Below are 25313 nucleotides of genomic sequence, written 5' to 3' on the forward strand. Positions count from 1 at the left end.
ACCTACGTACAGACGCAGCGACAGCTGCGCGAAGGACTCAGCCCTCGACGCCGAGCTTCTCCAGGATCAGCTCGCGCACCCGGGCCGCGTCCGCCTGGCCGCGGGTGGCCTTCATGACCGCGCCGACGAGTGCACCCGCCGCCGCAACCTTGCCACCGCGGATCTTGTCCGCGACGGCCGCGTTGGCGGCGATGGCCTGGTCCACGGCCGCGCCCAGCGCGCCCTCGTCCGAGACGACCTTCAGGCCGCGCTTCTCGACGACGGCGTCCGGGTCGCCCTCGCCCGCGAGGACACCCTCGATGACCTGGCGCGCCAGCTTGTCGTTGAGGTCGCCGGAGGCGACGAGCTCGGTCACCCTGGCGACCTGCGCCGGGGTGATCGCCAGCTCGTCCAGGGCGACACCGGTCTCGTTGGAGTTCCGGGCCAGCTCGCCCATCCACCACTTGCGGGCCTGGTCGGACGGGGCACCCGCCTCGGTCGTGGCGACGATCAGGTCGACCGCGCCCGCGTTGAGGATCGACTGCATGTCGAACTCCGAGACGCCCCACTCCTCGCGCAGCCGGTTGCGGCGTACGCGCGGCAGCTCGGGAAGCCCCTTGCCCAGCTCCTCGACCCAGTCGCGGGCCGGGGCGACAGGCACCAGGTCCGGCTCCGGGAAGTAGCGGTAGTCCTCGGCGTTGTCCTTGATGCGGCCGGCCGTGGTGGAGCCGTCCTCCTCGTGGAAGTGCCGGGTCTCCTGCACCACCTTGGCGCCGGAGTTCAGCACCGCGGCGTGGCGCTGGATCTCGTAACGGGCCGCACGCTCGACGGAACGCAGCGAGTTCACGTTCTTCGTCTCGGAGCGGGTACCGAACGTCTCGGTGCCGTTGGGGCGCAGCGACAGGTTCACGTCGCAGCGCATCTGGCCCTGCTCCATGCGAGCCTCGGAGACGCCGAGCGCCTTGATGAGCTCGCGCAGCTCGGCGACGTACGCCTTCGCGACCTCGGGGGCGCGCGCGCCCGCTCCCTCGATCGGCTTGGTGACGATCTCGATGAGCGGGATGCCCGCACGGTTGTAGTCCAGCAGGGAGTGGGACGCGCCGTGGATACGGCCGGTGGCGCCGCCGACGTGCAGCGACTTACCGGTGTCCTCCTCCATGTGGGCGCGCTCGATCTGCACCCGGAAGGTCTCCCCGTCCTCCAGCTGGACGTCCAGATAGCCGTCGAAGGCGATCGGCTCGTCGTACTGCGAGGTCTGGAAGTTCTTCGGCATGTCCGGATAGAAGTAGTTCTTCCGGGCGAAGCGGCACCACTCGGCGATCTCGCAGTTCAGCGCGAGACCGATCTTGATGGCGGACTCGACGCCGATGGCGTTGACGACCGGCAGCGAGCCGGGCATGCCGAGGCAGGTCGGGCACGTCTGCGAGTTCGGCTCCGCGCCCAGCTCGGTGGAGCAGCCGCAGAACATCTTGGTCTTGGTGCCGAGCTCGACATGGACCTCGAGGCCCATGACGGGGTCGTACGTCGCGAGGGCGTCCTCGTACGGCACCAGGTCAGTGACAGTCACGGTGAAACTTTCCCTCTCAACCCAGCAGTACGTCGTCGTCGCCCAGGCGCTTCAGCTCTCGGTAGAGCAGAGCGATGCCGGTGGCGATGGCGGCAGCGGAGACGACGGCGTCGACCAGCCGGAGCGTGTCGTGCTCGGAGCGTGCCTTCTTGGCCTGCTTGAGCACGCCGACCGCACCGAACGCGGTGGTGCCGATGGACAGGTACGTACCGGTCTTGGACTTCTTGAAGCCCTTGGCCTTGGTCAGTGCGCTCACAGTGACGGAGCCTCCTCCAGCAGCGGGTGCCCCCACTTTTCCACGAAGGCGGCCTCGACGGCGGCCCCGACCTTGTACAGCCGGTCGTCCTTCATGGCGGGGGCGATGATCTGCAGACCGACCGGCAGACCGTCCTCCGGTGCCAGACCGCAGGGCAGCGACATCGCGGAGTTGCCTGCCAGGTTGGTCGGAATGGTGCACAGGTCGGCCAGGTACATCGCCATCGGGTCGTCGGCGCGCTCGCCGATCGGGAAGGCGGTGGTCGGCGTCGTCGGGGAGACGATCACGTCGACCTGCTCGAAGGCCTTCTCGAAGTCCCGGGTGATGAGGGTGCGGACCTTCTGCGCCGAGCCGTAGTACGCGTCGTAGTAGCCGGAGCTGAGTGCGTACGTACCGAGGATGATGCGGCGCTTGACCTCGTCGCCGAAGCCGGCCTCGCGGGTGAGCGCGGTGACCTCCTCGGCGGACTTCGTGCCGTCGTCGCCGACCCGGAGGCCGTACCGCATGGCGTCGAAGCGGGCCAGGTTCGAGGAGCACTCGGACGGCGCGATCAGGTAGTACGCCGACAGACCCAGGTCGAAGGACGGGCAGTCCAGCTCGACGACGGTGGCACCGAGCGACTTCAGAAGCTCGACCGACTCGTTGAAACGCTGGACGACACCGGCCTGGTAGCCCTCGCCGGAGAACTGCTTGACGACGCCGATGCGCATGCCGTCGACGCTGCCGTTGCGGGCGGCCTCGACGACCGGCGGGACCGGGGCGTCGATGGACGTCGAGTCCAGCGGGTCGTGTCCGGCGATCGCCTCGTGCAGCAGCGCCGCGTCCAGGACCGTACGGGCGCACGGGCCGCCCTGGTCGAGGGAGGACGAGAAGGCGACCATCCCGTAGCGGGAGACCGCACCGTAGGTGGGCTTGACGCCGACGGTGCCGGTGACGGCGGCGGGCTGCCGGATGGAACCGCCGGTGTCCGTGCCGATGGCGAGCGGGGCCTCGAACGACGCGAGGGCGGCCGAGGAGCCACCTCCGGAGCCGCCCGGGATCCGGGTGAGGTCCCACGGGTTACCGGTCGGGCCGTAGGCACTGTTCTCGGTGGAGGACCCCATGGCGAACTCGTCCATGTTGGTCTTGCCGAGGATGACGACGTCGGCGGCCTTCAGCTTCTTGGTCAGGGTCGCGTCGTACGGCGGGACCCAGCCCTCGAGGATCTTCGAGCCGACGGTGGTCGGCATGGTCTTCGTGGTGAAGATGTCCTTCAGCGCGAGCGGGACACCGGCCAGCGGGCCGAGCTTCTCGCCCGCGGCCTTCTTCGCGTCGACGGCACGGGCCTGCGCGAGCGCGCCCTCACGGTCGATGTGCAGGAAGGCGTGGACCTTCTCGTCGACCGCGTCGATCCGGGCCAGGTGCGCCTCGGTGACCTCGACGGCCGTGAGCTCGCCGGAAGCGATCTTCGCGGCGATCTCGGCGGCGGTGAGCTTGATGATGGAGCTGTTGTCCGTCATGGCTGTTAGTCCTCCCCCAGGATCTGCGGCACCTTGAAACGCTGCTGCTCCTGGGCCGGGGCGCCGGAGAGCGCCTGCTCGGATGTGAGCGACGGACGGACCTCGTCCGCGCGCATGACATTGGTCAGCGGCAGCGGGTGGGAGGTCGGCGGTACGTCTTGGTCGGCGACCTCGGAGACGCGGGCGACCGCGCCGATGATGTCGTCGAGCTGACCGGCGAAGTGATCGAGCTCTTCGCCCTTCAGCTCCAGACGCGCCAGTCGGGCGAGGTGGGCGACCTCCTCGCGCGTGATGCCAGGCATGCAGCGATCCTCAGGGGTGAGTGTTGTGGTTTTGGCCCCAATCCTATGGGGTCCGGCGCTGACGGAGCCGCCACCCACGGAACACTCGCCTCCGGTCAGCCTCCGGCCGTGCCCGTATCGGGGGCGATCGGCTCGATTCCGCCGCCGGGATCCGGGCCGCCGGGCCCGCTCATGTCGTCGCCGGACGCGACTGCGCGGCCCGCCCCGGCTTCCGCTGTTCCAACTCGGCCACCGCTGCCGTCACGCCCGTCACCCCCGTCACGCCCGATGCGGCGGCAGCGGCCGCGGCGGCCGCCGCCTCCAGCTCCGCCGGCCGCCGCCAGCCGTGCTCGCCGCGCGCCCGCAGCCACGCCGTCGTCTCCTGCGGCGGCATCGCGGCCGCGACCAGCCACCCCTGCACCGCATCGCAGCGCAGGTCCCGCAGCCGCTCCCACGTCTCGTCGTCCTCGACGCCCTCGGCGACGACCAGCAGGCCGAGCGAGTGGGCCAGGTCGATGGTGCAGCGGACGATCTCCGCGTCCTCGTTGTCGACGGCCAGCCGGGCGACGAAGGACCGGTCGATCTTCAGCTCGCTGACCGGCAGCCGGCGCAGGTGGACCAGCGAGGAGTACCCCGTACCGAAGTCGTCGAGGGACATCTTCACGCCGTGCCCGGTCAGGCCGGCCAGCGTGTCCGCGGCGCGCTGCGGATCCTCCAGCAGCACGTGTTCCGTTATCTCCAACTGAAGGGAGCCGGCCGGGACGCCGTGCCGGGCGAGCCGGGCCGCGACGCCGCCCGCGAAGCCCGGGGTGTGGACGTCGCGCGGGGAGACGTTGACCGCGACCGGGACGAACAGCCCCTGCGCCCGCCACCGGGCGACCTGGGCAAGCGCAGTCTCCAGCACGTACTCGGTGAGGTGCGGCATCAGACCCGAGGACTCGGCGATGGCGATGAACTCGTCCGGAGGGACCCGGCCGCGCTCCGGGTGCACCCAGCGCACCAGCGCCTCGAGCCCGGCCACCTGGCCGTCGAACCGGACCTTCGGCTGGTAGTGGAGCTCCACCTCGCCGGCGTCCAGCGCGCGCCGGAGGTCCCCGAGGAGTCCGAGCCGGTCCGGGGTGTTGCTGTCCCGCTTCGACTCGTACACCTCGACACCCGTACGGTCCCGCTTGGCCTGGTACATCGCCACGTCCGCCCGTCTGAGCAGCCCTTCGGCGTCCAGCGCGTGGTCGGGGTAGACGGCGACTCCGGCGCTGGCCTCCAGCACCAGGGTGAGGCCGTCGAGGTCCAGTGGTGAGGAGAGCTCGGCGACCAGATGGCGGGCGACGCGCTGGGCACTGGTGGTGGAGTCCGCGGTCGGCAGCAGTACGGCGAACTCGTCGCCGCCGAGCCGGGCGGCCTCCGCTCCGCGCGGCAGGGCCAGTCGGAGCCGCTCCGCGATCTGCAGCAGCAGCCGGTCCCCCGCGAGATGGCCGAGGGTGTCGTTGACCGCACGGAACCGGTCGAGGTCGATCAGGACGAGCGCGGACCTGGCGCCGATGTTCTCGGCGTCCTCCAGCGCTGTCCATGTGCGCTCCAGCAGCCACTGCCGGTTGGGCAGTCCGGTCAGCGGGTCCCGCAGCTGCTCCTCGGCCCGGGCCCGGGCGATCCAGAGGGTGGAGTCCAGGGCGATCAGCGGAACGGCGAACAGCGGCAGCAGTACGGGAGTGGCGATCGCGACGACGCAGATCAGCGGGGCGAGCCCGAGGAGCGCGACCGCGACGAGCCCCTGGCGCAGCAGGGCGGTGCGGGCGATGGTCGGCAGCCCGCCGCCCTGGGGTGCCCGTGCGTACCAGAGGAGGACCCTGGTGACGACGAGATAGGCGGAGGCGGCCAGAATGACTTCCGGGACGGCGTCGATTCCCCAGTCGAGTGGCTGCCAGGGCGACTCGACGGTCTGCAGGTCGCCGAACGCGGCGAGGACCAGGGCCGCCGCACCTATCCCCAGGATGTCCACCGCACCATGCAGCAGCCCCTGCCACCAGCGGTGTCTGCGGGCCACCCCGACGAGCACGACGACGACCAGGCTGACCAGGCCGGCGGGCACCCAGCCGTAGAGCAGCAGCACGGCGAGGGTGAGGGCGGCGCCTGCTCCGGTGCCGCCCCACCAGCGGTCCCGCCCGAGCGCTACGAGATGGCCGACGATGATCCCGGTGAGGACGGCGAGCGACCAGCCGGCCGCACCGTTCGGGAAGAGTGCGTGTCCGGCGCTCACGGTCCGGTAGAAGCCGGTCGCCAACTGAGCAGCGGCGATCAGTACAACGGCGGCACCCACTTTGGGCATGAGGCCGAGGAAACCTTGCAGCCGCGACACCGGTGCGGCGCTCTCGGTCGGTTTCATTCCGTCCCTCTCACAGCCGGCGGTGCCGATGTCACCTGCTCGTCCCGCTCCCATGCCACCACGAACCCATGACCGTCACGCAGCCGGGATTACCGTCACGCGTCCGGGCACGGCAGGCGCACGTCTCAACAGTAGGCCGCGGAACGCCCCTACGGGCAGCGCTCTACAGCTCTTGCCTGAATGCGAACTGGCCATCGCTCAGCATCTGGTATGCGCCGAACGGGTGAACCGGGCTTCCCGGTCATGCCCTTCGCCCGTCCGGGCCCGCCGCGGCTCGGCTACTCCTCGACCGGTACGGCGACCGGTACAGCCGCCTCGCGTGCCGCGTCAGGCCCCTGTTCGAGCAGTACGGCGAAGCCCGCCCCGTCCAGAACCGGAACCTTCAGTTGCATCGCCTTGTCGTACTTCGAGCCCGGATTGTCGCCGACCACCACGAAGGAGGTCTTCTTCGAAACGGATCCGGTCACCTTTGCCCCACGGCTCTGCAGGGCCTCTTTCGCGCCATCCCTGGTGTGATCGGCCAGCGTGCCCGTGACGACGACGGTGAGCCCTTCGAGCGGACGCGGCGCCTCGTCCTCACCCGCGCTCTCGTCGGCCATCCGGACCCCGGCCTCCCGCCACTTGCGCACGATCTCCCGGTGCCAGTCCTCCGCGAACCACTGGGTGACCGAGGCGGCGATGATGGGTCCGACACCGTCCGCTGCGGCCAGCTCCTCCTCGGTCGCCGCCTCGATGCGGTCCATCGAACGGAACTGACGGGCCAGCTCCTCGGCCGCGACCGGACCGACATGACGGATCGAGAGCCCGGTGAGGATCCGGGCCAGCGGCGCCAGTTTGGCGGCGGTGACCGATTCGAGCATCGCCACGGCGTTCTTCTTCGGCTCGCCGTGCTGGTTGGCGAAGACCAGGGCGGTCTTCGCCTCGCCGGTCTTCGGATCGTGCTTGGGCAGTCCGCTGTCCATGTCCAGGACGTAGGCCCGGATCGGCAGCAGCTGCTCGATCGTCAGCCCGAAGAGGTCGCTCTCATCGCGCAGGGGCGGCTCGGTGGGCTCCAGCGGCTTGGTCAGGGCGGCCGCCGCGACATAGCCGAAGTGGTCGATGTCCAGGCATTTGCGGCCCGCGAGATAGGCGACGCGTTCGCGCAACTGCGCGGGGCAGAAGCGCGCGTTGGGACAGCGGACGTCGATGTCGGCCTCTTTCATGGGCCGCAGCTCCGTCCCGCACTCGGGGCAGTGGATCGGCATCACGAACGCCCGCTCGGTGCCGTCCCGCAGATCGACGACCGGGCCGAGGATCTCCGGGATCACGTCGCCCGCCTTGCGGATCACCACCGTGTCCCCGATGAGGACGCCCTTCTCCTTCACCACGTTCTGGTTGTGCAGGGTGGCGAACTCGACCTCGGAGCCCGCCACCTCGACGGGTTCGACCTGTGCGTACGGAGTGACCCGGCCGGTGCGTCCGACACCGACCCGGATGTTCACCAGCTTGGTGTTCACCTCCTCCGGCGGGTACTTCCAGGCGATCGCCCAGCGCGGGGCGCGCGAGGTGGAGCCCAGCCGGCCCTGGAGCGCGATCTCGTCGAGCTTGACGACGACGCCGTCGATCTCGTGCTCCACGGAGTGCCGGTTCTCGCCGAAGTACGCGATGAACTCCCTGACGCCGTCGAGGGAGTCGACGACCTTGTTGTACTTCGCGGTGGGCAGGCCCCATTCGTGCAGCAGCTCGTAGGCATGCGAGAGCCGGTCGATCTCGAGGCCCTCGCGGGCGCCGATGCCGTGCACCACCATGTGCAGCGGGCGGCCTGCGGTGACCTTCGGGTCCTTCTGGCGCAGTGAACCGGCCGCCGCGTTACGCGGGTTGGCGAACGGTTTGTCGTCGGCCGCCACCAGCCGGGCGTTGAGCTCCTCGAACGCCTCCATCGGGAAGAAGACCTCGCCGCGGATCTCGACGAGCGCCGGGATCCGGTCGCCCTTCAGCCGGTGCGGGATCTCGGCGATCGTGCGGACGTTGGGGGTGATGTCCTCGCCGGTGCGGCCGTCGCCGCGGGTCGCGGCGCGGGTCAGCAGCCCCTGCTCGTACGTGAGGTTGACCGCGAGGCCGTCCACCTTGAGCTCGCACAGGAAGTGGTAGGCGCTGGTGCCGACGTCCTTGGCGACGCGCTCGGCCCAGACCGCCAGCCCCTCGTCGTCGAAGGCGTTGTCCAGGGAGAGCATCCGCTCGCGGTGCTCGATCGAGGTGAACTCCGTCCGGTACGGCCCCGCGACCTTCTGGGTCGGCGACTCGGGCGTACGCAGCTGCGGGTACTCGTCCTCCAGGTCCTGCAGCGAGCGCATCAGCCGGTCGAACTCGGCGTCGCTGACGACCGGCTGGTCGTTCACGTAGTACCGGAAGCGGTGCTCCTCGATCTGCTCCGCAAGGAGCGCATGCCGCTGCTGCGCCTCCGCGGGCACTTCCGATTTCTGTCCGCCGGCCATCGTCTCGTCCTCCCGTTACCCGATACCCGCTTACTCAGGGTTGTCTGCGAGCGATCTCGCGGCCCGGGCGCAGTGGGCGAGCGCGGCGCGCGCGTACGCGGGCGACGCACCTGCGAGCCCGCACGACGGGGTGATCACCAGCGACTCGGCGAGAGTCCCCGGATTCAGCCCCAGCCTGCGCCACAGCGTCCTGACACCCATGACGCTACCGCCCGGGTCCGACAATGCGCCCGAAGCCGGGTCGGTGCCGGGGACCACCCCGAGGAAGAGCTGCGTACCGCCTTCGACCGCTTCCCCGATCGCCTCCTCCTCACGCTCGGTGAGCAGTGAGAAGTCGAACGAGATGCCGTCGGCACCGGCCCGGCGCAGCAGCGCGAACGGCACGTCGGGCGCGCAGGTGTGCACGAGCGCCGCCTCTTCTCCGTTCGCCGCCAGGACATCGCGGAGCGTGCCCTCCACCACCTGCCGGTCCACGGCCCGGTAGGTGCGGTAGCCGCTCGCCGTCCTGATGTGCCCGCGCAGTACGCCGGTCAGGGACGGTTCGTCGAGCTGGAGGATCACCCGGGCGCCGGGCATCCTGCGCCGTACCTCCGCGAGATGACCCAGCAGCCCCTCGACCAGGGAGGCCGCCAGATCGCGGCAGGCACCCGGGTCGCCGAGCACGGCCTCGCCGCCCCGCCGCTCCAGTGCGGCGGCGAGCGTCCAGGGACCGACGGCCTGGACCTTGAGCGGTCCCTCGTACCCCTGGGTGAACTCCTCCAGGGCGTCGAGGTCCTCACCCAGCCAGGAACGGGCCCGCCGGGTGTCGCGGCCCGGCCGGTCACTGATGCGCCAGCCGCTGGGCTCGACATGGCCGTACATGTCGACGAGCAGTCCGATGGTCCGCCCGATCATGTCGGCGCCGGGCCCGCGTGCGGGCAGCTCCGGCAGATGCGGCAGGCCTTCACCGTCCGCGAAGGACCCGGTGACGGTCTTCGCCGCCTCCCGCGCGTCTCCCCCGGGCATGGATCCGATCCCGGTCGCGCGGCACCCGCTGAACTTGCTTTTCTCGGTCACGCAGGAAGCCTACGGTCCGGGCCGCCGGGCCCGTCGCGGGCCCGGCGGCCGACGACCGCGGGCCGCGCCGGGCCGGGCTCCACCCGGCGTCGGGGACTCGGCCTCTGCGGACTCGGCGTCCGGGGCCTCAGTGCCCGGGGCGGACCGTGAGGTCGTTGACCTCGGCATCGCGCGGCAGGTCGATCGCCATCAGGATCGTGGTCGCCACGGACTCCGGGTCGATGAACCGGGAGGCGTCGTACTCCTTGCCCTCCTGCTGGTGCACCTTGGCCTGCATGGGGCTGGCAGTGCGTCCGGGGTAGACGGAGCTCACCCGGACACCGTTTCCGTGCTCCTCCTCGCGCAGCGAGTCGGCGAGCGCCTTCAGGCCGTGCTTGCTCGCGGCGTACGCGCCCCACTCGGCGTGTGCGCTGAGCCCGGCGCCCGAGTTCACGAAGACGACATGGCCGTGGGCCACGCGCAGTTGCGGCAGGAAGAGCCGGGTCAGCTCGGCAGGGGCGACCAGGTTGGTGTTGAGCTGGAAGTGCCATGCCTTGGGCGTGAGCTCCCCGACCTGGCCCAGCTCCACGACGCCCGCGATGTGCAGCAGCGAGTCGATCCGTTCCGGGAGCGACTGCTGCGCGAACGCCCAGGAGAGCCGGTCCGGGTTGCCGAGGTCGCCGACGAGCGTGCGGGCTCCGGGGTGGAGCGCGGCCAGCTCCTTGGCGCGGCCCGCGTCACGGGCCAGCAGCACGAGTTCGTCACCGCGCTCCAGGAGACGGCGGGCGACAGCTGCTCCGATGCCGGAGCCGGCGCCGGTGATGAGGTGAGTGGACATGCGCCCATGGTCGCATCCGGCCGCATCGCTACCGGATGCCGGACCACTCCTCCAGGTAGGCCAGCGCGCCGACCCCGTCCTTTGCGAAGAACACCAGGTCGGTGAGGGGCAGGGGCAGGAAGCCCTCGTCCTCCATGCGCTGGAACTGCAGACGCAGCCCGTCGTAGAAACCCGCCGTGTTCAGCAGGACGACCGGCTTGTCGTGCTTGCCGTGCTTCTTCAGCTCCAGGATCTCGGTGGCCTCGTCGAGCGTCCCCATACCGCCCACCATGATCACGACGGCGTCGGCCTTTTCCAGGAGCAGCGCCTTGCGCTCGGCGAGATCGCGTGCGATCAGCATCTCGTCGGCATCGGTCCGGGCCTGGGCGGCCATGAAGTCCACCGACACCCCGACGAGCCGCCCGCCCGACTCCTGCACCCCGTCGGCGACGACCTTCATCAGCCCGCTCTCCGACCCGCCCCAGACCAGCGTGTGTCCGCCGCGGCCCAGCAGCTCGGCGAACTCGCGCGCGGGCCGCGTGTAGCGGTCGTCGAGGTCGGCGGCGGAGAGAAAGACGCAGATGTTCATGCAGCAACGGTAAGTGCCCCCACTGACACTCCGCGGGACGGGGGGTGATCCGGGGAAGAATCCGGCGCACGGCACGGCTGAACAAGACATGACTTCCACCTCAGGACACGTGATCACCGTCGAGCCCGGCACCGAGCATGTGCGCGTGGTGCGTGACGGTCAGCTGCTCGCCGAGAGCCGCCGTCCGCTCGTACTGCGCGAGACGGGCTGTCCGGTCCGCTACTACCTGCCGCCCGAGGACGTCCGCACGGAACTGCTCACGGCGTCGGACACCCACACCCACTGCCCGTTCAAGGGGGATGCCTCCTACTGGTCGCTGCCGGACGCGGCCGATCTCGTCTGGGCCTATCCGGACCCCAAGCCCGAAGTCGCCGCGATCAAGGACCACTTCTGCTTCTACGACACCGAGACGGTCTCCGACTGATCGCCGGACACCGTGCTGAGCTACGGAGTTGAGGAATCTCGAAGAACTTCGTCGCCGCAGCGATGAGTTCCGCGGTCCGCCGCAGTCCATCTGCACATGGACAAGTCTCCTTCCCGTGACGGCACTTTGATCGCCCACCGGCGCAGAGGTGACGGACCGCCCGTGATTCTGGTGGGCGGGGCGCTGAGCACTGCGGCGACCGAGGCACCCCTGGCGAAACTTCTGGCGTCGCGGTTCAGCGTCGTGACCTACGACCGGCGCGGCCGCGGTTCCAGCGGCGACGGTGTGCCGTACGTGGTCGAGCGCGAGGTCGAGGATCTGGCCGCGTTGATCGATCGGGTCGGTGGCCGGGCCTCGGTGTTCGGGATGTCGTCCGGCGGCGCCCTGGCGCTGGAGGCGCAGGCCGCGGGGCTGCCCGTCGACCTGCTCGCGGTGTACGAACCGCCGTTCGCCCCGGACGCACCGGGCCGCCGGGCCAAGGCGCGCTACGCGACCCGGCTGCACCGCCTGCTGTCCGCCGGGGACCGGGCGGGGGCACTCGAGCTGTTCCTGTCGCTGGCGGGGATCCCGGCCGAGATGGTCGCCCGGATGCGGCACGCCCCTCTGTGGCGCGGCCTCGAATCACTGGCGCACACCCTGGCGTACGACGACGCGATCCTCGGCAACGGCACGGTGCCCACCGAGCGTCTCGGGTCCGTCACCGCGCGCACCATGGTGATCACGGGCGGATTCAGTCCCACCCCGATGCGCACCCTGACCCGCATCCTCGCGGACGCGATCCCATGCGCCCGGCACCGCACGCTGACGGGCCAGACACATGACCTGGCGCCGCAGGTGGTCGCGCCGGTGCTGGCGGAGTTCTTCTCCGAGGACGTGCACGTCAGCCGGGCGTCGTAAGCCCCGCGGCCCACGACGCCTCGTTGCAGCCCGAGCCCGGCCCGCTTCGAAGGAACAGCCCTAGCTCAGGCCGACCGCAGCCTCGGTGCGCCGCACCGTCGTCGCGATCGTCGCCGAGCCGACCACTCGCGTCCCGTCGTACAGCACGACCGCCTGGCCGGGGGCCACGCCCCGTACCGGCTCGGTGAAGGTGACGTCGAGCGTGCCGTCCACGAGCTCGGCGGTCACCTCGGTCTCGCCGCCGTGGGCGCGGAGCTGCGCGGTGTACGTGCCGGGGCCGGCCGGGGCCGTGCCGCACCAGCGGGGCTTGATCGCCGTCAGCGCCGTGACGTCGAGGGCCTCCACCGGGCCGACCGTCACCGTGTTGTTCACCGGGGAGATGTCGAGGACGTAGCGCGGCTTGCCGTCGGCGGCGGGGTGGCCGATGCGCAGACCCTTGCGCTGACCGATGGTGAACCCGAAGGCGCCCTCGTGGGTACCGAGCCTGTTGCCGGACTCGTCGAGGATGTCGCCCTCGGCCTTGCCACCGAGGCGGTCGGCCAGGAAGCCCTGGGTGTCGCCGTCGGCGATGAAGCAGATGTCGTGACTGTCGGGCTTCTTCGCCACGGCCAGGCCACGGGCCTCCGCCTCGGCGCGGATCTCGTCCTTGGTGGTGAGGGTGTCGCCGAGCGGGAACATCGCGTGGGCGAGCTGCCTCTCGTCCAGGACACCGAGGACGTACGACTGGTCCTTGGCCATGTCGGAGGCGCGGTGCAGCTCGCGGCTGCCGTCCTCGTTCAGCACGACGGTGGCGTAGTGGCCGGTGCAGACAGCGTCGAAGCCGAGCGCGAGCGCCTTGTCGAGCAGCGCCGCGAACTTGATCTTCTCGTTGCAGCGCAGACACGGATTGGGCGTGCGGCCCGCCTCGTACTCGGCGATGAAATCCTCCACGACGTCCTCGCGGAAGCGTTCCGCCAGGTCCCAGACGTAGAAGGGGATGCCGATGACGTCCGCGGCGCGGCGGGCGTCGCGGGAGTCCTCGATGGTGCAACAGCCGCGCGCTCCGGTACGGAACGACTGCGGATTCGCGGAGAGGGCGAGGTGCACACCGGTCACGTCGTGGCCCGCCTCGGCGGCGCGGGCCGCGGCGACGGCGGAGTCGACACCGCCCGACATGGCGGCGAGCACACGGAGGGGGCGCTGGGAAGTCTGAGTCATAGCTCCACCAGGGTACGGGGCGCCGGGAACCGAAAGCTCGCGGATATGCGTTGTCGATCTCATGGGGACCAAGGAGACGGCAGGCGCCAAGCAGTCGGCGGGGGCCAAGGCGGAGGACGGCATCAGTCGGCGCGGGTTGCTGATCGGCGCTGCTGTCACGGCGGTGGGCACGGCGGCGCTGGCCCGGGACAAGCTGGAGCATGCCTGGTGGCGGCTGCCCGGTGTGGAGAAGCCCCGCAAGCCCGGCGAGCTGGATTACGCGCGGGCGCAGTGGACGGCCGCGTCCCCGGCGAACTGGCGGCGGGCGGACCGCCCCGCCGACTACGTCATAGACCGGGTCGTCATCCATGTGACCCAGGGCAGCTTCCGCGGCGCGGTCAAGGTCTTCCAGAACCCCGCCCACGGTGCGGCGGCGCACTACGTGGTGCGCAAGGACGGTCATGTGACGCAGATGATCCGTGAGCTGGATGTGGCGTTCCACGCAGGGAACAAGTCGTACAACGAGCGCAGCGTCGGCATCGAGCACGAGGGGTTCGTGGACCGGCCGCAGGACTTCACGGCCGCGATGTACGAGGCGTCGGCGCGGCTGTCGGCCGCGATATGCGGGCGGTACGGGATACCGGTGGACCGGACGCACATCATCGGGCATGTGGAGGTGCCGGGCACGGACCACACCGATCCGGGTCCGCACTGGGACTGGGACCGGTACATCGAGCTGGTGCGGGCAGCGGGCGCCCGGTGATCGCGGGGCCCGCCGCCCGGTTCAGCTGAGCCCCGCCGTCCGCGCGCGCTCGACCGCCGGGCCGATCGCCCGGGCGACATCCTCGACGTCCTGCTTGGTCGATGTGTGTCCGAGCGAGAACCGCAGCGTGCCGCGGGCCAGGTCCGGGTCGGTGCCGGTGGCCAGCAGTACATGGCTGGGCTGGGCGATTCCCGCCGTGCAGGCGGAGCCGGTGGAGCATTCGATCCCCTGGGCGTCCAGCAGCAGGAGCAGGGAGTCTCCCTCGCAGCCGGGGAACGTGAAGTGGGCGTTGGCCGGGAGCCGGCCGCCGGGGGCCGGGTCGCCGCCGAGGATGGCGTCGGGAACGGCCGCGAGCACGGCCGCGACCAGCTGGTCGCGGAGCCCGCCGATCTCCCGCGAGAACTCCTCGCGGCCGTCGGCGGCCAGCCGGCCGGCCACCGCGAAGGCTGCGATGGCGGGCACATCGAGCGTCCCGGAGCGCACATGCCGCTCCTGGCCGCCGCCGTGCAGCACGGGTACGGGGGTGTAGGCGCGGCCGAGCAGCAGCGCGCCGATGCCGAACGGGCCTCCGATCTTGTGCGCGCTGACGGTCATGGCCGCCAGTCCCGACCGGGCGAAGTCGACTTCCACCTGACCGAAGGCCTGCACCGCGTCAGAGTGCATCGGCACATCGAACTCACCTGCCACGGCAGCCAGTTCACGTACCGGCATGATGGTGCCGATCTCGTTGTTGGCCCACATCACGGTGACCATCGCGACATCGTCGGGGTTGCGCGCGATCGCCTCGCGCAGCGCGTCCGGGTGGACGCGACCGTAGGCGTCGACAGGGAGGTATTCGACGGTCGCACCCTCGTGTTCGGCGAGCCAGTCGACGGCGTCCAGCACGGCATGGTGCTCGACGGGACCGGCGAGTACGCGGGTGCGCTGGGGGTCGGCGTCGCGGCGGGCCCAGTAGAGGCCCTTCACGGCGAGGTTGTCGGCCTCGGTACCGCCGGAGGTGAAGACCACCTCGCTGGGGCGTGCGCCGAGGGCGTCGGCGAGGGTCTCTCTCGACTCCTCGACGGTACGGCGGGCCCGGCGCCCGGCGGCGTGCAGTGAGGACGCGTTACCGGTGACGGCGAGCTGGGCGGTCATCGCCGCCATCGCCTCCGGAAGCATCGGCGTGGTCGCGGCGTGGTCGAGGTAAGCCATGGTGGGCTCGATTCTACGAGCCCGGGGCGGGGCGTATGCCGGGCGCATCGCGGTCCGTACCCGCGCACGGCGGACAGGTGCGTGTCACCTGCCCGATCCGGAGCCCGAACCGGAGCCCGATCCGGCCGGGGGCGGCGCCGCAGGACGCCGTCGGTCAGCTGCCGAAGCTCCAGGAGACGGTGCCGTTTCCGGTGACCAGGAAGGCCAGGACGACGAGGTCGGCGATGCCGAGGGCGAGTCCGAGGAGGGCGCGGCCGCGGCGGGCGGTGGAGCGGGCGAGGGCGATGACCGCCATCACGATGGCGATCGGGCCGAGCACGATGTTCATCACAAGGAGGCCGATCAGCCCGAGCACGAAGGAGGCGACGGCCAGACCGTCGGCGTCCCGGGCGCTCTTCCTGCGGCCGACGGACCGCGGGTCGTCATCCCCGGCGGTGGCGGCTTCCGTGCCGATGCCGGCTCGGCGGGCGAATGCGGTGAGTGTCATGGTGCGGGCTCCTTCGTCTCTGTCATTGGCTCGAACGTCGGATCGGAGCAGGCCGGATCAGTGGGACCGGCGGTGCGTGCTCAACCGCTCACGGACCGCGAAGATCAGCAGCCAGCAGCCGATCGCAGCGGCGAGGGCGAGGGTCAGCGGGAGCGGAATCTGGACCACCGCCCCGAGGACGACCCCCAGCAGGAGTAGGGCGGCGACGAGGATGATCATGTTCGGCCTTTCCGTGAGTTCTCGGGGGCACTCGGACACTCTGCGCTCTGTGCATCTATTTGAGAGTACGAGTGTTCACTGACTTACCAGTCTAGACCCGCCCACCCCTTCCGCGGTCTGGAGAACAGTTGTTTACTGAATGGCATGAGTCACACCGTCGGCATCCGCCAGACCCAGAAGCTGAAAACCCGTCAGGCACTGCTGGACGCCGCGCTCCAGCTGTTGGAGCACCAGAGCCTGAGCAGCCTGGGACTGCGCGAGGTGACGCGGGCGGTGGGCGTCGCGCCGACCGCCTTCTACCGGCACTTCGACGACACCGCCGCGCTCGGCGTGGCACTCGTCGAGGAAGCGCTCGGCAGCCTGCACGGGGTGATCGGTGCGATCCTCGCCGAGACGGGCGACAGCGAGGCCCGGCTGGACCGCAGCGTCGAGCTGATCACCCGTCATGTACGTGAGCAGCCCGCCCACTTCCGCTTCATCGCCCGTGAACAGCACGGCGGCGTCGGCCCGGTCCGCGAGGCCATAGCGGCCCAACTGCGGCGATTCGCCGAGGAGGTGGCCGAAGCGCTCGCCGCGGAGCCGGAGTCGCGGGGCTGGACCGACGAGGACCTGCTGATGCTGGGCGGTCTCTACGTCGACCACATGGTGATCACGGCCTCCGCGATGCTGGACGTCGGCCCGGCCGGCGAGGCCCAGGTGGCCGAGGTCACCCGCCGGCGGCTGCGGCTCGTCACCCTCGGCAGACACCACTGGCTGGACAGCACCGGCACCTAGCGCCGAGCTGCAGGTGATCGCGGGGGCCGGGCGTCTCGTACAGGCGGACACCCCGGCCGAGCCGACCGCCGCGCTCACCCGCTGTCTGCAGGCGGAACGGACGAGTCCGCGCACAGTTGGGTGTCGCATCGAGACCGAGTACGGGGGCTTCGAGACGCTCGGCATGCTCGGCGGCGGGGACCGGTCCACAGGTCCGGAGCAGCAGCAGGATCGAGAACGGCGCTCGGATTTCACCCCGCCCGGACTCCTGGAATACCTGACGCTCTCACGTCAGGTATTCCGGCGTCCGGGCACAGTGGTTCAGCTGCGCGGGGCTCGGGCCAACTGACGGGACTGGGCGACCAACCGGTCGGCGCTGTCCCAGACGTCCGCGTCCTCCTCCAGGAAGCCGCCCGCAAGGTTGCGAGTGGTGATGGAGACACGCAACGGGCCGGGGGCCGGGCGGCAACGGATGTGGGTGGTGAGCTCAATGGTCGGCGTCCAGCCCTTGAGCCCCAGCTCGAACGAGGTAGGCGGCAGCGCGTCGACGGTGAGCAGCAGGGAGTACGGGTCGGCGTCGCGCCCGTCCGCGAGGCCGAACCAGCCGCGCATCTCGCCCTTGCCGGACGGGGCGCCGATGGCCCAGCCGACGGTCGACGGGTCGAGCTTGATGTTGAGCCGCTCGGTGATCGCGGAGCTGCCGGGGATGGGCGCCGGGCCGTCGCCCGGGCCGAAGCACTGCTCGATCGGCGCCATGGCCGGCGGCTTGGCCGACGTGCGGATGTCGTCGGAGAGGGAGTCCAGGTCGCCGTAGGTGCCGAGAACCCGGATGCGCTCGACCTCGGTGCCGTCCTCCGCGTACTGGAAGAGCGACGCCTGACCGGTGGAGAGAGTACGGCCGGTGCGGACGACCTGCGTTCGGATCACCGCGGGGCCGGGAACCGAAGCGGTGAGGTAGTGCGCGGAGACCGAGAACGGGTCGGGGTGCGGCAGGGCCTCGCCGAGCGCGCGACCGAGCATGGCCAGTAGATACCCGCCGTTGACGGCGTGGATGATCGTCCAGCCCGCGGAGAGCTCGGCGTCGTAGACGCCTTCTTCGCGAAGGGTGACGGCGGTGTCCCTGTCGAACTCGCTGTCGCCGATGAGTGCCTGAGCTGCCTGTGCCATGAGATGCACCGTACACCGATTGTATTACTGAGCGGTAGCTTTTTTGAGTCGGTGATGTGTCGGCGTATCGCGACTCGGGCCCTGGCCGGTCAGGTGGCGGCGGAGCCCTCCTCGGCCGCGGCCGAGGAACGCTTGTACGCCCGGGGCGCCCGCCAGTGGAACCGCATCGCCAGCAGCCGCAGAACAAAGGCGGTGATCACGGCGGTGCCGCTGGTGAAGGCATTGATCGTGCCGAAGCGGATGCACAGCACGATCATGGCTGCGCCGACCATTGCGGGCACGGCGTACAGATCGCGGTCCCAGCGCAGCAGCGACGGCGTCTCATTGGCGAGTACGTCGCGCAGCACACCACCGCCGACCGCGGTGGCCAGGCCCAGGGCCGCCGAAGCGGTGAGGCCCAGGCCGTAGTCGTACGCCTTGACGGTGCCGGTGACACAGAACAGCCCGAGGCCCGCCGCGTCGAAGACATTGACCGCCACCTGGATCCGCTCGACGTGCGGATGCAGGAAGAAGACCAGGCCGGCGGCGAGCAGCGGGGTGAGGAAGTAGCCGAGATCGGTGAAGGCGGCGGGTGGCACCGCCCCGATGATCAGATCACGGAACAGCCCCCCGCCCAGCGCTGTCACCTCGGCGAGCACCGCGATGCCGAAGACATCGAAGTTCTTGCGTACGGCGAGCAGTGCGCCGGAGATCGCGAAGACAAAAATTCCGACGATGTCGAGCGCATGCTGGACGGAGGGCGTGAACAGTTCGTTGAGCACCGGGCAATTGTGCCGGTACTACTGCTTGGGGCTGTCCTCCGAGGTCCCGGACGGCGTCGCGGCGTCGTCCGAGGACGGCGCGGCGGTGTCGTCGCCGTCGGTCGTGTCGTCGGACACCGAGGTCTCAGCGGCCTCGACCGACTCGGTGGCCTCAGCGGTCTCCGAGGACTCGGCCGACTCGCCGGCGTCAGTGGCCTCCGAGGACTCGGTGACCTGAGCAGGCTCCGCGACCTCGGCCAGCGCAATGTCCTCCGAAGGCTCCGCGACCTCGGCCGGCGCAATGTCCTCCGAAGGCTCCGCGACCTCGGCCGCCACCGTCTTCGTCACCGAAACCACCTCGATCGCCTCCCGCGCCGCGGCCAGCACCTTCTCGCCCGGCACCTGGTCCGGCGCGTTCTCCGGGTGGTGGCAGGCCACCTGGTGACCGGTCTTCAGCGCGATCAGCGGGGGTTCCTGCGTCTTGCAGATCTGCGTCGCCTTCCAGCACCTCGTGTGGAAGCGGCAGCCGCTCGGCGGCGAGATCGGCGACGGCACATCGCCCTTGAGCAGGATCCGCTCGCTCTTCACCCCGCGCCGCCGCGGGTCCGGTACCGGCACCGCGGACATCAGGGCCGTCGTGTACGGGTGCATCGGCGCCGAGTACAGCGACTTGCGGTCCGCCAGCTCGACGATCTTCCCCAGGTACATCACCGCGATGCGGTCCGAGACATGGCGGATGACCGAGAGGTCGTGCGCAATGATCACGTACGTCAGACCGAGCTCGTCCTGGAGGTCGTCGAGGAGGTTGACCACCTGCGCCTGGATCGACACGTCCAGCGCGGAGACCGGCTCGTCGGCGACCACCAGCTTCGGCTTGAGCGCGAGCGCCCGGGCGATGCCGATGCGCTGGCGCTGACCGCCGGAGAACTCGTGCGGATAGCGGTTGAAGTGCTCGGGGTTGAGCCCCACCAGCGAGAGCAGGTCCTGGACCGCCTTCTTCACCCCGCCCTCGGGCGTGACGCCCTGCAGCTTGAAGGGCGCGCTCACGATCGTGCCGACCGTGTGCCGCGGGTTCAGCGAGGAGTACGGGTCCTGGAAGATCATCTGCACGTCACGGCGCATCGGCCGCATGGCCGAGACGCCCAGGTGCGTGATGTCCTTGCCCTCGAACTCGACCTTGCCGCTGGTCGGTTCGAGCAGCCGGGTGATCAGTCGGCCCATCGTCGACTTGCCACAGCCCGACTCGCCCACGACACCCAGGGTCTCCCCCGGACGGACGTCGAAGGAGATGCCGTCGACCGCCCTGACCGCAGCGACCTGGCGCTGCAGCAGCCCCTTCTTGATGGGGAAGTGCTTGACCAGGTTCTCGACTCTGAGCAGCGGCTCGGGCGAGCCCTCGGCCTGCTGCGGGATCGCCGTCTCGGCACCGGTCTTCTCAGTCACAGCCTTCTCGCTCACAGCTTCGGCGCAATCTCTTCGGTCCAGATCCGGGTCCGATCCTCCGGTGACATGTGGCAGGCCGCGAAGTGGTCGCCCTCGACCTGCTGCAGCTCCGGGCGCGTGGTCCGGGTGATGCCGCCCTTGGGCACGTCCGCGTACGGGCAGCGCGGGTTGAAGGCGCAGCCGGACGGGATGTTGATGAGGCTGGGCGGGGAGCCCTTGACCGGGACGAGCCGGTCGGTCTCCTCCTTGTCGATGCGCGGCATCGAGGTCAGCAGGCCCCAGGTGTAAGGGTGCCGGGGCTGGTAGAAGACCTCCTCGGCGGTGCCGCGCTCGACGCAGCGACCGCCGTACATCACCAGGATGTCGTCGGCCATCTCGGCCACCACACCCAGGTCATGGGTGATCATGATGACCGCGGAGCCGAACTCCTTCTGCAGATCCCGGATCAGGTCGAGGATCTGCGCCTGGACGGTCACGTCCAGGGCGGTCGTCGGCTCGTCCGCGATCAGCAGCTCGGGGTTGTTGACCAGCGACATCGCGATCATCGCGCGCTGCCGCATACCGCCGGAGAACTCGTGCGGATAGGCGTCGACGCGCTTGGCGGGCTCCGGAATGCCCACCCGGTCGAGCATCTCGATCGCCCGGGTGCGGGCCACCTTCTTGCTGACGTCGTGGTGGTTGCGGTACGCCTCGACGATCTGCGCACCCACCGTGTAGTACGGGTGCATCGCCGACAGCGGATCCTGGAAGATCATGGACATCTGTCGGCCGCGCAGCTTGCGCACGTGGTCGTCGCCGGCGCCGATCAGCTCCTCGCCGTCCAGCCAGATCTCACCGCTGATGTGGGGGCGGCTGCGCGCCTGGCCGGATCGGTGCAGGCCCATGACGGCCAGCGAGGTGACCGACTTGCCGGAGCCGGATTCGCCCACGATGCCGAGGGTCTTGCCCCTCTCCAGCTGGAAGGAGAGCCCGTCGACGGACTTGACGATGCCGTCGTCGGTCGGGAAGTGCACCTTCAGGTCGCGTACGGAGAGGAAGGCCTCGGGCCGTGCGCCGCCCTGCTCGGGAACACCGGCCGGGCCGGCCGGCCGCTCGTCCTGGGTGGGGATGTTGTCGGTCACGTCAGCCTCACACGCGGGTCGACGACCGCGTACAGCAGGTCGACAATCAAGTTGGCCATGACTACGAAGAACGCCGCGATGATGGTGACGCCCATGATGACCGGCAGGTCACCGGAGTTGATGGCATCGACGGCGGCCTTGCCGAGTCCGGGAAGGTTGAAGGTCGACTCGGTCAGCACCGCGCCGCCGAGCAGGGCTCCCAGGTCCAGACCGAAGACCGTGATGATCGGAGTCAGGGTGGACCGCAGCGCGTGCTTGCGGATGACCACCTGCTCCGTGAGGCCCTTGGCGCGGGCCGTACGGATGTAGTCCTCGCCCAGGATCTCCAGCATGGTGGCTCGGGTGAGCCGGGCGTAGGTGGCCGCAAAGAGGAAGGCCAGGGTGATCCAGGGCAGGAGCATGGTGTTGAACCAGGCCACCGGATCGTCGGTGAACGGCGCGTAGTCGCTCACCTGCAGCCATTCCAGGCTGTAGACGAAGACGGCCGAACAGACCAGCCCGGTGAAGTAGATGGGCAGTGATACACCCGCCAACGCGGTGATCATGGTGACCCGGTCGAGCAGAGTGCGTCTGCGTAGTGCGGAGATCACACCGGTGGCGACACCGCCGATCAGCCAGAGTACCGAGGCTCCCGCCGCCAGCGACAGCGTGACGGGCACGCGCTGCTTCAGGTCCTCCCACACCGGCTGCTCGTTCTTGAACGAGTAACCGAAGCAGGGCGCCGGGCAGTGGGTGATCTCCGCGCCCGTGTCGTAGTCACGGCCGGCGACTATGCCCTTGACGAAGAGCCCGTACTGGGTGGTGAGGGGCTTGTCGAGGCCCATCTTCTTGCGGATGCCCTCGATGGCCGTCTTGTTGGTCTCACGGCCGGCATAGAGGAGTGCGGGATCGCTTCCGGTGATCTTCGGCACCATGAAGAAGATGCCGAAGGTGACCATGGAGACGATCACCAGCATGACGACGACGTTGACGAGTCGCCGGAGGAGGTAGACGAGCACTGCAGTCGGCCTGATCGGCGGGCGGCTGCCGTCCCTTGTGAGGACGACAACCACCCGCCAGCGGCCTTCACCTGCCCTTCGAACTAGCGCATGCGAGGTGAAGGACCCGCATGTCCAACTGCTACTTGACGACGCCCATGACCGCGAGGTCGAGACGGCCCATGGACTCGTTGTAGAAGACGTTGGTCAGCCGCGGGTTGCGGTAGACGAGCGCCTTGTCGAAGTTGATCGGGAGATAGAGAGCCTTCTCCATGATCGCCTTGTTGATCTGGGTGTAGAACGGCGCGGCGGCCTCGGGCGACGCTGCGGAGGCGGCCTGGTCGAAGAGACCGTTGACCGTCTTGTCGTTCAGCATCGTGTAGTTGTTGTTGCCGTTCTTCAGGATGAAGGAGCCGTCAACCAGCGGCTGCAGGAAGCCCGCACCCGAGTTGTAGTCGGCGCCCCAGCCCATCACGATGATGCCGTAGTTCTTCTTCTTCACGTTGTCGGGAGCACCGATCACGGAAGCAGAGTTCTTGCCGTCGTACTGGTCGATGGAGGCGTCGATACCGACGGCCTTCAGCGAAGCCTGCAGCGACTCGGCGGTGGCCACCTCGGGCTTGCGGTTGTTGCGGACCGCGATGGTGGTCTTGAAGCCGTTCGGCTTGCCACAGGCCTTCAGGGCCGCCTTGGCCTTGTCGAGCTGCGGCTTGCCCTGGGTCAGGCCCCACGGGTCGTAGGACTTGTCCGAGCCCGGGATGCCCGGGGGCAGCATGTTGGCGCCGAGGTCACCGCTGGTCGGGCCGCCACGGGCGGTCTGCAGCGACTTCGGGTCGGCTGCGTAGATGACCGCCTTGCGGCACTCGATGTTGTCGAACGGCGCGACCGTCTGCGGGAACGCGAAGTACCGGATGTAACCGCTGAACGGGTCGTCGGCGTTGGCCTTGTACTTGGCGTTCTGCAGGATCTTGATCTTGGCGGCCTGCTGGACACCTGTGCCGTCGACCGCGTAGTCGACGTCGCCCGCGAGCAGGCGCGCGTCCATGTCGTCCGGGTTCGAGGTCACGGTGAACGAGACCTTGTCCGGCAGACCCTTGCGGATCGGGTCGGTCTTCGGGTCCCAGTTGGGGTTCCGGACGAAGATCGTCTCCTTGCCGGCGGCGAAGGACTGGACCTTGTACGGGCCGGTCGCGACCGGGTGGTTCGTGTACTTCGCGCCGTCGTCCTTGGCCTGCGGCACCGGCGAGGAGTCGGGCATGGCCATCAGGTACGAGAAGTCCGAGTTGGGCTTCGCCAGGTTGAAGACGATCGTCTGGTCGTCCGGCGTCTGGACCGACTTCAGACCCAGCTTGTTGGCGTCCTTGTCCTTGTAGGGGCCGGGGTACTTCTGGCCCTGGTCGAGGGTGTCGATCAGGTAGGTCGGACCGCCGGAGAGGACGTCCTGCGCGAAGACGCGCTCGATGCCGTACTTGATGTCCTTCGAGGTGATCGGCGTGCCGTCCTCGAACTTGACGCCGGCCTTCAGCTTGAAGGTGTACGTCTTGCCACCGTTGCTCAGCGTCGGCAGCGACTCGGCGAGGTCGGGGACCAGCTTGGTGCCGGCCTCACCGGGCTTCGAGTCGTACGCGAGCAGCTGGCGGATGTACAGCCGCTGCATGTTCCAGACGAAGCCGTAGTAGGCACGGGCCGGGTCGAGGAAGTCGACGTCCTGAGGGGACATCAGCTTCAGCGTGCCGCCCTTCTTGTCGGACGCGTTGATGACCTTGCCCTTGGTGGCCGCGTCGTAACCGGCACCCTGGTTCGAGGACGGCTTGTTGTCGCCGCCCCCTCCGCCACAGGCGGTTGCGGTCAGCGCCACCGCGGCCGCGAGGGCCGTGAGCGCAACTGCCTTCCGTGAGCGATTCACTGTCTTGCAACCTCCGTGATGTGGTGTGGCCCGTGGGTACGCAGTCCGCGCCCGACGGTCATTCGAGTGCCAACCGGCTCGCGCCGGAGACCTTTGGGGTCGGCTCAGCTGCCCTTCGGGTCGAGGGCGTCACGCAGCCCGTCGCCGAAGAGGTTGAATGCCAGAACGGTGATGAAGATCGCGAGTCCGGGGACAACCATGTAGGTCGGGTCCGCCTGGTAGGTGTTGATCGCGTCGGAGAGCATCTTGCCCCACGAGGCGGTCGGCGGCTTCACACCCGCGCCCAGGTAGCTGAGCGCGGCCTCGCTGAGGATGTTGGTCGGGATGATCAACGTCGAGTAGACGAGGATCGGCGCGACCAGGTTGGGCAGCAGCTCCTTGAAGAGGATGTAGCCCCGCCCGGCGCCCAGGCTACGTGCCGCCTCGACGTACTCCCGCTCGCGCAGGGACATCGTCTGCCCCCGGACGATACGGCCGATATAGGGCCAGCCGAAGAAGCCGATCACTACGATCAGCACGCCCATTCTGACGCCCGTACCGGTGAGCCCCCAGAGGGAGTTGGGCACAACGGAGACGAGGGCGATGGTGAACAGCAACTGCGGGAATGCGAGCAGCAGGTCCATCAGCCGGCTGATGAGTGCGTCGATCCAGCCGCCGAAGAAGCCGGCCACCGAGCCGAGGATGCTGCCGATGACCACCGAGACCATCGCGGCGAGGAAGGCCACCAGAAGCGAGATGCGCGCGCCGTAGACGATGCGGCTGAACACATCGCGGCCGTTGGTGGGTTCGACACCCAGCAGGTAGTCCGAGTTCATCCCGCCGAAGGAGCCCTTGGGGATGCCGAGGTCCGGGTCGAGCAGATCCTCGTGGAACTCGTTCGGCGGGTGGCCGAGGAGATTCACGATCAGGGGTGCGAAGACCGCGATCAGGATCAGCAGGAGCACGACCACACCACCGGCGAGCGCCACTTTGTCGCGCTTCAGCCGTGTCCAGGCGATACGTCCTGGCGAACGGCCTTCGATATCCTTGGCCGGGACATCGGCCGGGACGTCGACGGTCGCGGTCTCGGCCGCGCTGTCGTGCAGTGGTGCCGTCATCGTTGTGGGGACCTCTCTCGGCTCGACCGACGGTGGCCGGCCCGTGCCCGCCGCGGTAGCGGCTTGTTCTCATCA

The 25313-nt window shown here is 69.5% G+C and carries 24 protein-coding genes; 4 read left to right on the forward strand and 20 right to left on the reverse strand.

Going from position 1 to position 25313, the window contains the following annotated elements; genetic code table 11:
- Positions 1 to 37 precede the first annotated feature (37 nt).
- The 9 genes from gatB to ACWCP8_RS19500 all read right to left on the reverse strand — a co-directional run bounded on the left by gatB (position 38) and on the right by ACWCP8_RS19500 (position 10877).
- Positions 38 to 1546 carry an Asp-tRNA(Asn)/Glu-tRNA(Gln) amidotransferase subunit GatB gene (gatB, locus tag ACWCP8_RS19460; RefSeq protein ID WP_451117102.1) on the reverse strand — a complete coding sequence of 503 codons (1509 nt, stop codon included), beginning with the start codon at positions 1544 to 1546 and terminating at the stop codon, positions 38 to 40.
- 16 nt (positions 1547 to 1562) lie between these two features.
- Positions 1563 to 1802 carry a hypothetical protein gene (locus ACWCP8_RS19465; RefSeq protein ID WP_352263008.1) on the reverse strand — a complete coding sequence of 80 codons (240 nt, stop codon included), beginning with the start codon at positions 1800 to 1802 and terminating at the stop codon, positions 1563 to 1565.
- On the reverse strand, positions 1799 to 3301 hold the full coding sequence (gatA, locus tag ACWCP8_RS19470; RefSeq protein ID WP_352263006.1) for an Asp-tRNA(Asn)/Glu-tRNA(Gln) amidotransferase subunit GatA: 1503 nt from the start codon (positions 3299 to 3301) through the stop codon (positions 1799 to 1801). The genes ACWCP8_RS19465 and gatA overlap by 4 nt, the downstream gene beginning before the upstream one ends.
- 5 nt (positions 3302 to 3306) lie before the next feature.
- Positions 3307 to 3603 carry an Asp-tRNA(Asn)/Glu-tRNA(Gln) amidotransferase subunit GatC gene (gene gatC, locus ACWCP8_RS19475; RefSeq protein WP_352263004.1) on the reverse strand — a complete coding sequence of 99 codons (297 nt, stop codon included), beginning with the start codon at positions 3601 to 3603 and terminating at the stop codon, positions 3307 to 3309.
- Between the two features lie 169 nt (positions 3604 to 3772).
- Entirely contained in the window at positions 3773 to 5962 is a 2190-nt protein-coding gene (locus tag ACWCP8_RS19480) for a putative bifunctional diguanylate cyclase/phosphodiesterase (RefSeq protein WP_451117105.1), read from the reverse strand.
- A gap of 278 nt (positions 5963 to 6240) precedes the next feature.
- Positions 6241 to 8436 carry an NAD-dependent DNA ligase LigA gene (gene ligA, locus ACWCP8_RS19485; RefSeq protein WP_451117107.1) on the reverse strand — a complete coding sequence of 732 codons (2196 nt, stop codon included), beginning with the start codon at positions 8434 to 8436 and terminating at the stop codon, positions 6241 to 6243.
- Positions 8437 to 8466: 30 nt separating this feature from the next.
- A complete protein-coding gene (locus ACWCP8_RS19490; protein ID WP_451117109.1) occupies positions 8467 to 9492 on the reverse strand; it encodes a methionine synthase in 1026 nt (341 codons plus the stop codon).
- Between the two features lie 127 nt (positions 9493 to 9619).
- On the reverse strand, positions 9620 to 10309 hold the full coding sequence (locus ACWCP8_RS19495) for an SDR family oxidoreductase (protein ID WP_352262998.1): 690 nt from the start codon (positions 10307 to 10309) through the stop codon (positions 9620 to 9622).
- A 28-nt stretch (positions 10310 to 10337) separates the two neighbouring features.
- Positions 10338 to 10877, reverse strand: coding sequence for an LOG family protein (locus ACWCP8_RS19500; RefSeq protein WP_352262996.1), 540 nt, complete (start codon positions 10875 to 10877; stop codon positions 10338 to 10340).
- A gap of 88 nt (positions 10878 to 10965) precedes the next feature.
- Between ACWCP8_RS19500 and ACWCP8_RS19505 the strand changes: the two genes are divergently transcribed.
- Together ACWCP8_RS19505 and ACWCP8_RS19510 are read left to right on the forward strand one after the other, a co-directional pair.
- Positions 10966 to 11301, forward strand: coding sequence for a DUF427 domain-containing protein (locus tag ACWCP8_RS19505; protein ID WP_352262994.1), 336 nt, complete (start codon positions 10966 to 10968; stop codon positions 11299 to 11301).
- Between the two features lie 96 nt (positions 11302 to 11397).
- Positions 11398 to 12198 (forward strand): alpha/beta fold hydrolase, encoded by an 801-nt coding sequence (locus ACWCP8_RS19510; RefSeq protein ID WP_352262992.1) that lies wholly within the window; start codon positions 11398 to 11400, stop codon positions 12196 to 12198.
- Positions 12199 to 12258: 60 nt separating this feature from the next.
- Here ACWCP8_RS19510 and mnmA read toward each other — a convergent pair whose 3' ends face one another.
- A complete protein-coding gene (gene mnmA, locus ACWCP8_RS19515; RefSeq protein ID WP_352262990.1) occupies positions 12259 to 13395 on the reverse strand; it encodes a tRNA 2-thiouridine(34) synthase MnmA in 1137 nt (378 codons plus the stop codon).
- Between the two features lie 61 nt (positions 13396 to 13456).
- Between mnmA and ACWCP8_RS19520 the strand changes: the two genes are divergently transcribed.
- Positions 13457 to 14137 carry an N-acetylmuramoyl-L-alanine amidase gene (locus ACWCP8_RS19520; RefSeq protein WP_352262988.1) on the forward strand — a complete coding sequence of 227 codons (681 nt, stop codon included), beginning with the start codon at positions 13457 to 13459 and terminating at the stop codon, positions 14135 to 14137.
- 21 nt (positions 14138 to 14158) lie between these two features.
- On the opposite strand, the gene ACWCP8_RS19525 is transcribed toward ACWCP8_RS19520, so the two are convergent.
- The 3 genes from ACWCP8_RS19525 to ACWCP8_RS19535 form a co-directional block, all read right to left on the reverse strand.
- Positions 14159 to 15328 (reverse strand): cysteine desulfurase family protein, encoded by a 1170-nt coding sequence (locus ACWCP8_RS19525; RefSeq protein ID WP_451117113.1) that lies wholly within the window; start codon positions 15326 to 15328, stop codon positions 14159 to 14161.
- A 154-nt stretch (positions 15329 to 15482) separates the two neighbouring features.
- Positions 15483 to 15815, reverse strand: coding sequence for a DUF4190 domain-containing protein (locus tag ACWCP8_RS19530; RefSeq protein ID WP_451117115.1), 333 nt, complete (start codon positions 15813 to 15815; stop codon positions 15483 to 15485).
- 57 nt (positions 15816 to 15872) lie between these two features.
- On the reverse strand, positions 15873 to 16034 hold the full coding sequence (locus ACWCP8_RS19535; protein ID WP_352262982.1) for a hypothetical protein: 162 nt from the start codon (positions 16032 to 16034) through the stop codon (positions 15873 to 15875).
- Between the two features lie 144 nt (positions 16035 to 16178).
- On the opposite strand from ACWCP8_RS19535, the gene ACWCP8_RS19540 reads away from it, so the two are divergent.
- Positions 16179 to 16808 carry a TetR family transcriptional regulator gene (locus tag ACWCP8_RS19540; protein ID WP_451117117.1) on the forward strand — a complete coding sequence of 210 codons (630 nt, stop codon included), beginning with the start codon at positions 16179 to 16181 and terminating at the stop codon, positions 16806 to 16808.
- 300 nt (positions 16809 to 17108) lie between these two features.
- On the opposite strand, the gene ACWCP8_RS19545 is transcribed toward ACWCP8_RS19540, so the two are convergent.
- The 7 genes from ACWCP8_RS19545 to ACWCP8_RS19575 form a co-directional block, all read right to left on the reverse strand.
- Positions 17109 to 17954, reverse strand: a complete 846-nt coding sequence (locus ACWCP8_RS19545; RefSeq protein ID WP_355997640.1) for a thioesterase family protein — start codon at positions 17952 to 17954, stop codon at positions 17109 to 17111.
- A gap of 89 nt (positions 17955 to 18043) precedes the next feature.
- Positions 18044 to 18715, reverse strand: a complete 672-nt coding sequence (locus tag ACWCP8_RS19550) for a trimeric intracellular cation channel family protein (RefSeq protein WP_267001591.1) — start codon at positions 18713 to 18715, stop codon at positions 18044 to 18046.
- An 18-nt stretch (positions 18716 to 18733) separates the two neighbouring features.
- Positions 18734 to 20137 (reverse strand): dipeptide ABC transporter ATP-binding protein, encoded by a 1404-nt coding sequence (locus tag ACWCP8_RS19555; protein WP_451117119.1) that lies wholly within the window; start codon positions 20135 to 20137, stop codon positions 18734 to 18736.
- Positions 20138 to 20148: 11 nt separating this feature from the next.
- Entirely contained in the window at positions 20149 to 21246 is a 1098-nt protein-coding gene (locus ACWCP8_RS19560; protein ID WP_451117171.1) for an ABC transporter ATP-binding protein, read from the reverse strand.
- A gap of 8 nt (positions 21247 to 21254) precedes the next feature.
- Positions 21255 to 22256, reverse strand: coding sequence for an ABC transporter permease (locus ACWCP8_RS19565; RefSeq protein ID WP_352262973.1), 1002 nt, complete (start codon positions 22254 to 22256; stop codon positions 21255 to 21257).
- Between the two features lie 121 nt (positions 22257 to 22377).
- On the reverse strand, positions 22378 to 24141 hold the full coding sequence (locus ACWCP8_RS19570) for an ABC transporter substrate-binding protein (protein ID WP_352262971.1): 1764 nt from the start codon (positions 24139 to 24141) through the stop codon (positions 22378 to 22380).
- A gap of 104 nt (positions 24142 to 24245) precedes the next feature.
- Entirely contained in the window at positions 24246 to 25238 is a 993-nt protein-coding gene (locus ACWCP8_RS19575; RefSeq protein WP_352262969.1) for an ABC transporter permease, read from the reverse strand.
- Positions 25239 to 25313: the final 75 nt, after the last annotated feature.

Source organism: Streptomyces sp. NPDC002206, assembly GCF_053593595.1.

Bases quoted from the DNA above. Each gene is read 5' to 3' on its own strand.
- gatA (WP_352263006.1), bottom strand. From the start codon at position 3,301: ATGACGGACAACAGCTCCATCATCAAGCTCACCGCCGCCGAGATCGCC.
- gatC (WP_352263004.1), bottom strand. From the start codon at position 3,603: ATGCCTGGCATCACGCGCGAGGAGGTCGCCCACCTCGCCCGACTGGCG.
- ACWCP8_RS19480 (WP_451117105.1), bottom strand. From the start codon at position 5,962: ATGAAACCGACCGAGAGCGCCGCACCGGTGTCGCGGCTGCAAGGTTTC.
- ligA (WP_451117107.1), bottom strand. From the start codon at position 8,436: ATGGCCGGCGGACAGAAATCGGAAGTGCCCGCGGAGGCGCAGCAGCGG.
- ACWCP8_RS19495 (WP_352262998.1), bottom strand. From the start codon at position 10,309: ATGTCCACTCACCTCATCACCGGCGCCGGCTCCGGCATCGGAGCAGCT.
- ACWCP8_RS19500 (WP_352262996.1), bottom strand. From the start codon at position 10,877: ATGAACATCTGCGTCTTTCTCTCCGCCGCCGACCTCGACGACCGCTAC.
- ACWCP8_RS19505 (WP_352262994.1), top strand. From the start codon at position 10,966: ATGACTTCCACCTCAGGACACGTGATCACCGTCGAGCCCGGCACCGAG.
- ACWCP8_RS19510 (WP_352262992.1), top strand. From the start codon at position 11,398: ATGGACAAGTCTCCTTCCCGTGACGGCACTTTGATCGCCCACCGGCGC.
- mnmA (WP_352262990.1), bottom strand. From the start codon at position 13,395: ATGACTCAGACTTCCCAGCGCCCCCTCCGTGTGCTCGCCGCCATGTCG.
- ACWCP8_RS19520 (WP_352262988.1), top strand. From the start codon at position 13,457: ATGGGGACCAAGGAGACGGCAGGCGCCAAGCAGTCGGCGGGGGCCAAG.
- ACWCP8_RS19525 (WP_451117113.1), bottom strand. From the start codon at position 15,328: ATGGCTTACCTCGACCACGCCGCGACCACGCCGATGCTTCCGGAGGCG.
- ACWCP8_RS19530 (WP_451117115.1), bottom strand. From the start codon at position 15,815: ATGACACTCACCGCATTCGCCCGCCGAGCCGGCATCGGCACGGAAGCC.
- ACWCP8_RS19535 (WP_352262982.1), bottom strand. From the start codon at position 16,034: ATGATCATCCTCGTCGCCGCCCTACTCCTGCTGGGGGTCGTCCTCGGG.
- ACWCP8_RS19540 (WP_451117117.1), top strand. From the start codon at position 16,179: ATGAGTCACACCGTCGGCATCCGCCAGACCCAGAAGCTGAAAACCCGT.
- ACWCP8_RS19545 (WP_355997640.1), bottom strand. From the start codon at position 17,954: ATGGCACAGGCAGCTCAGGCACTCATCGGCGACAGCGAGTTCGACAGG.
- ACWCP8_RS19575 (WP_352262969.1), bottom strand. From the start codon at position 25,238: ATGACGGCACCACTGCACGACAGCGCGGCCGAGACCGCGACCGTCGAC.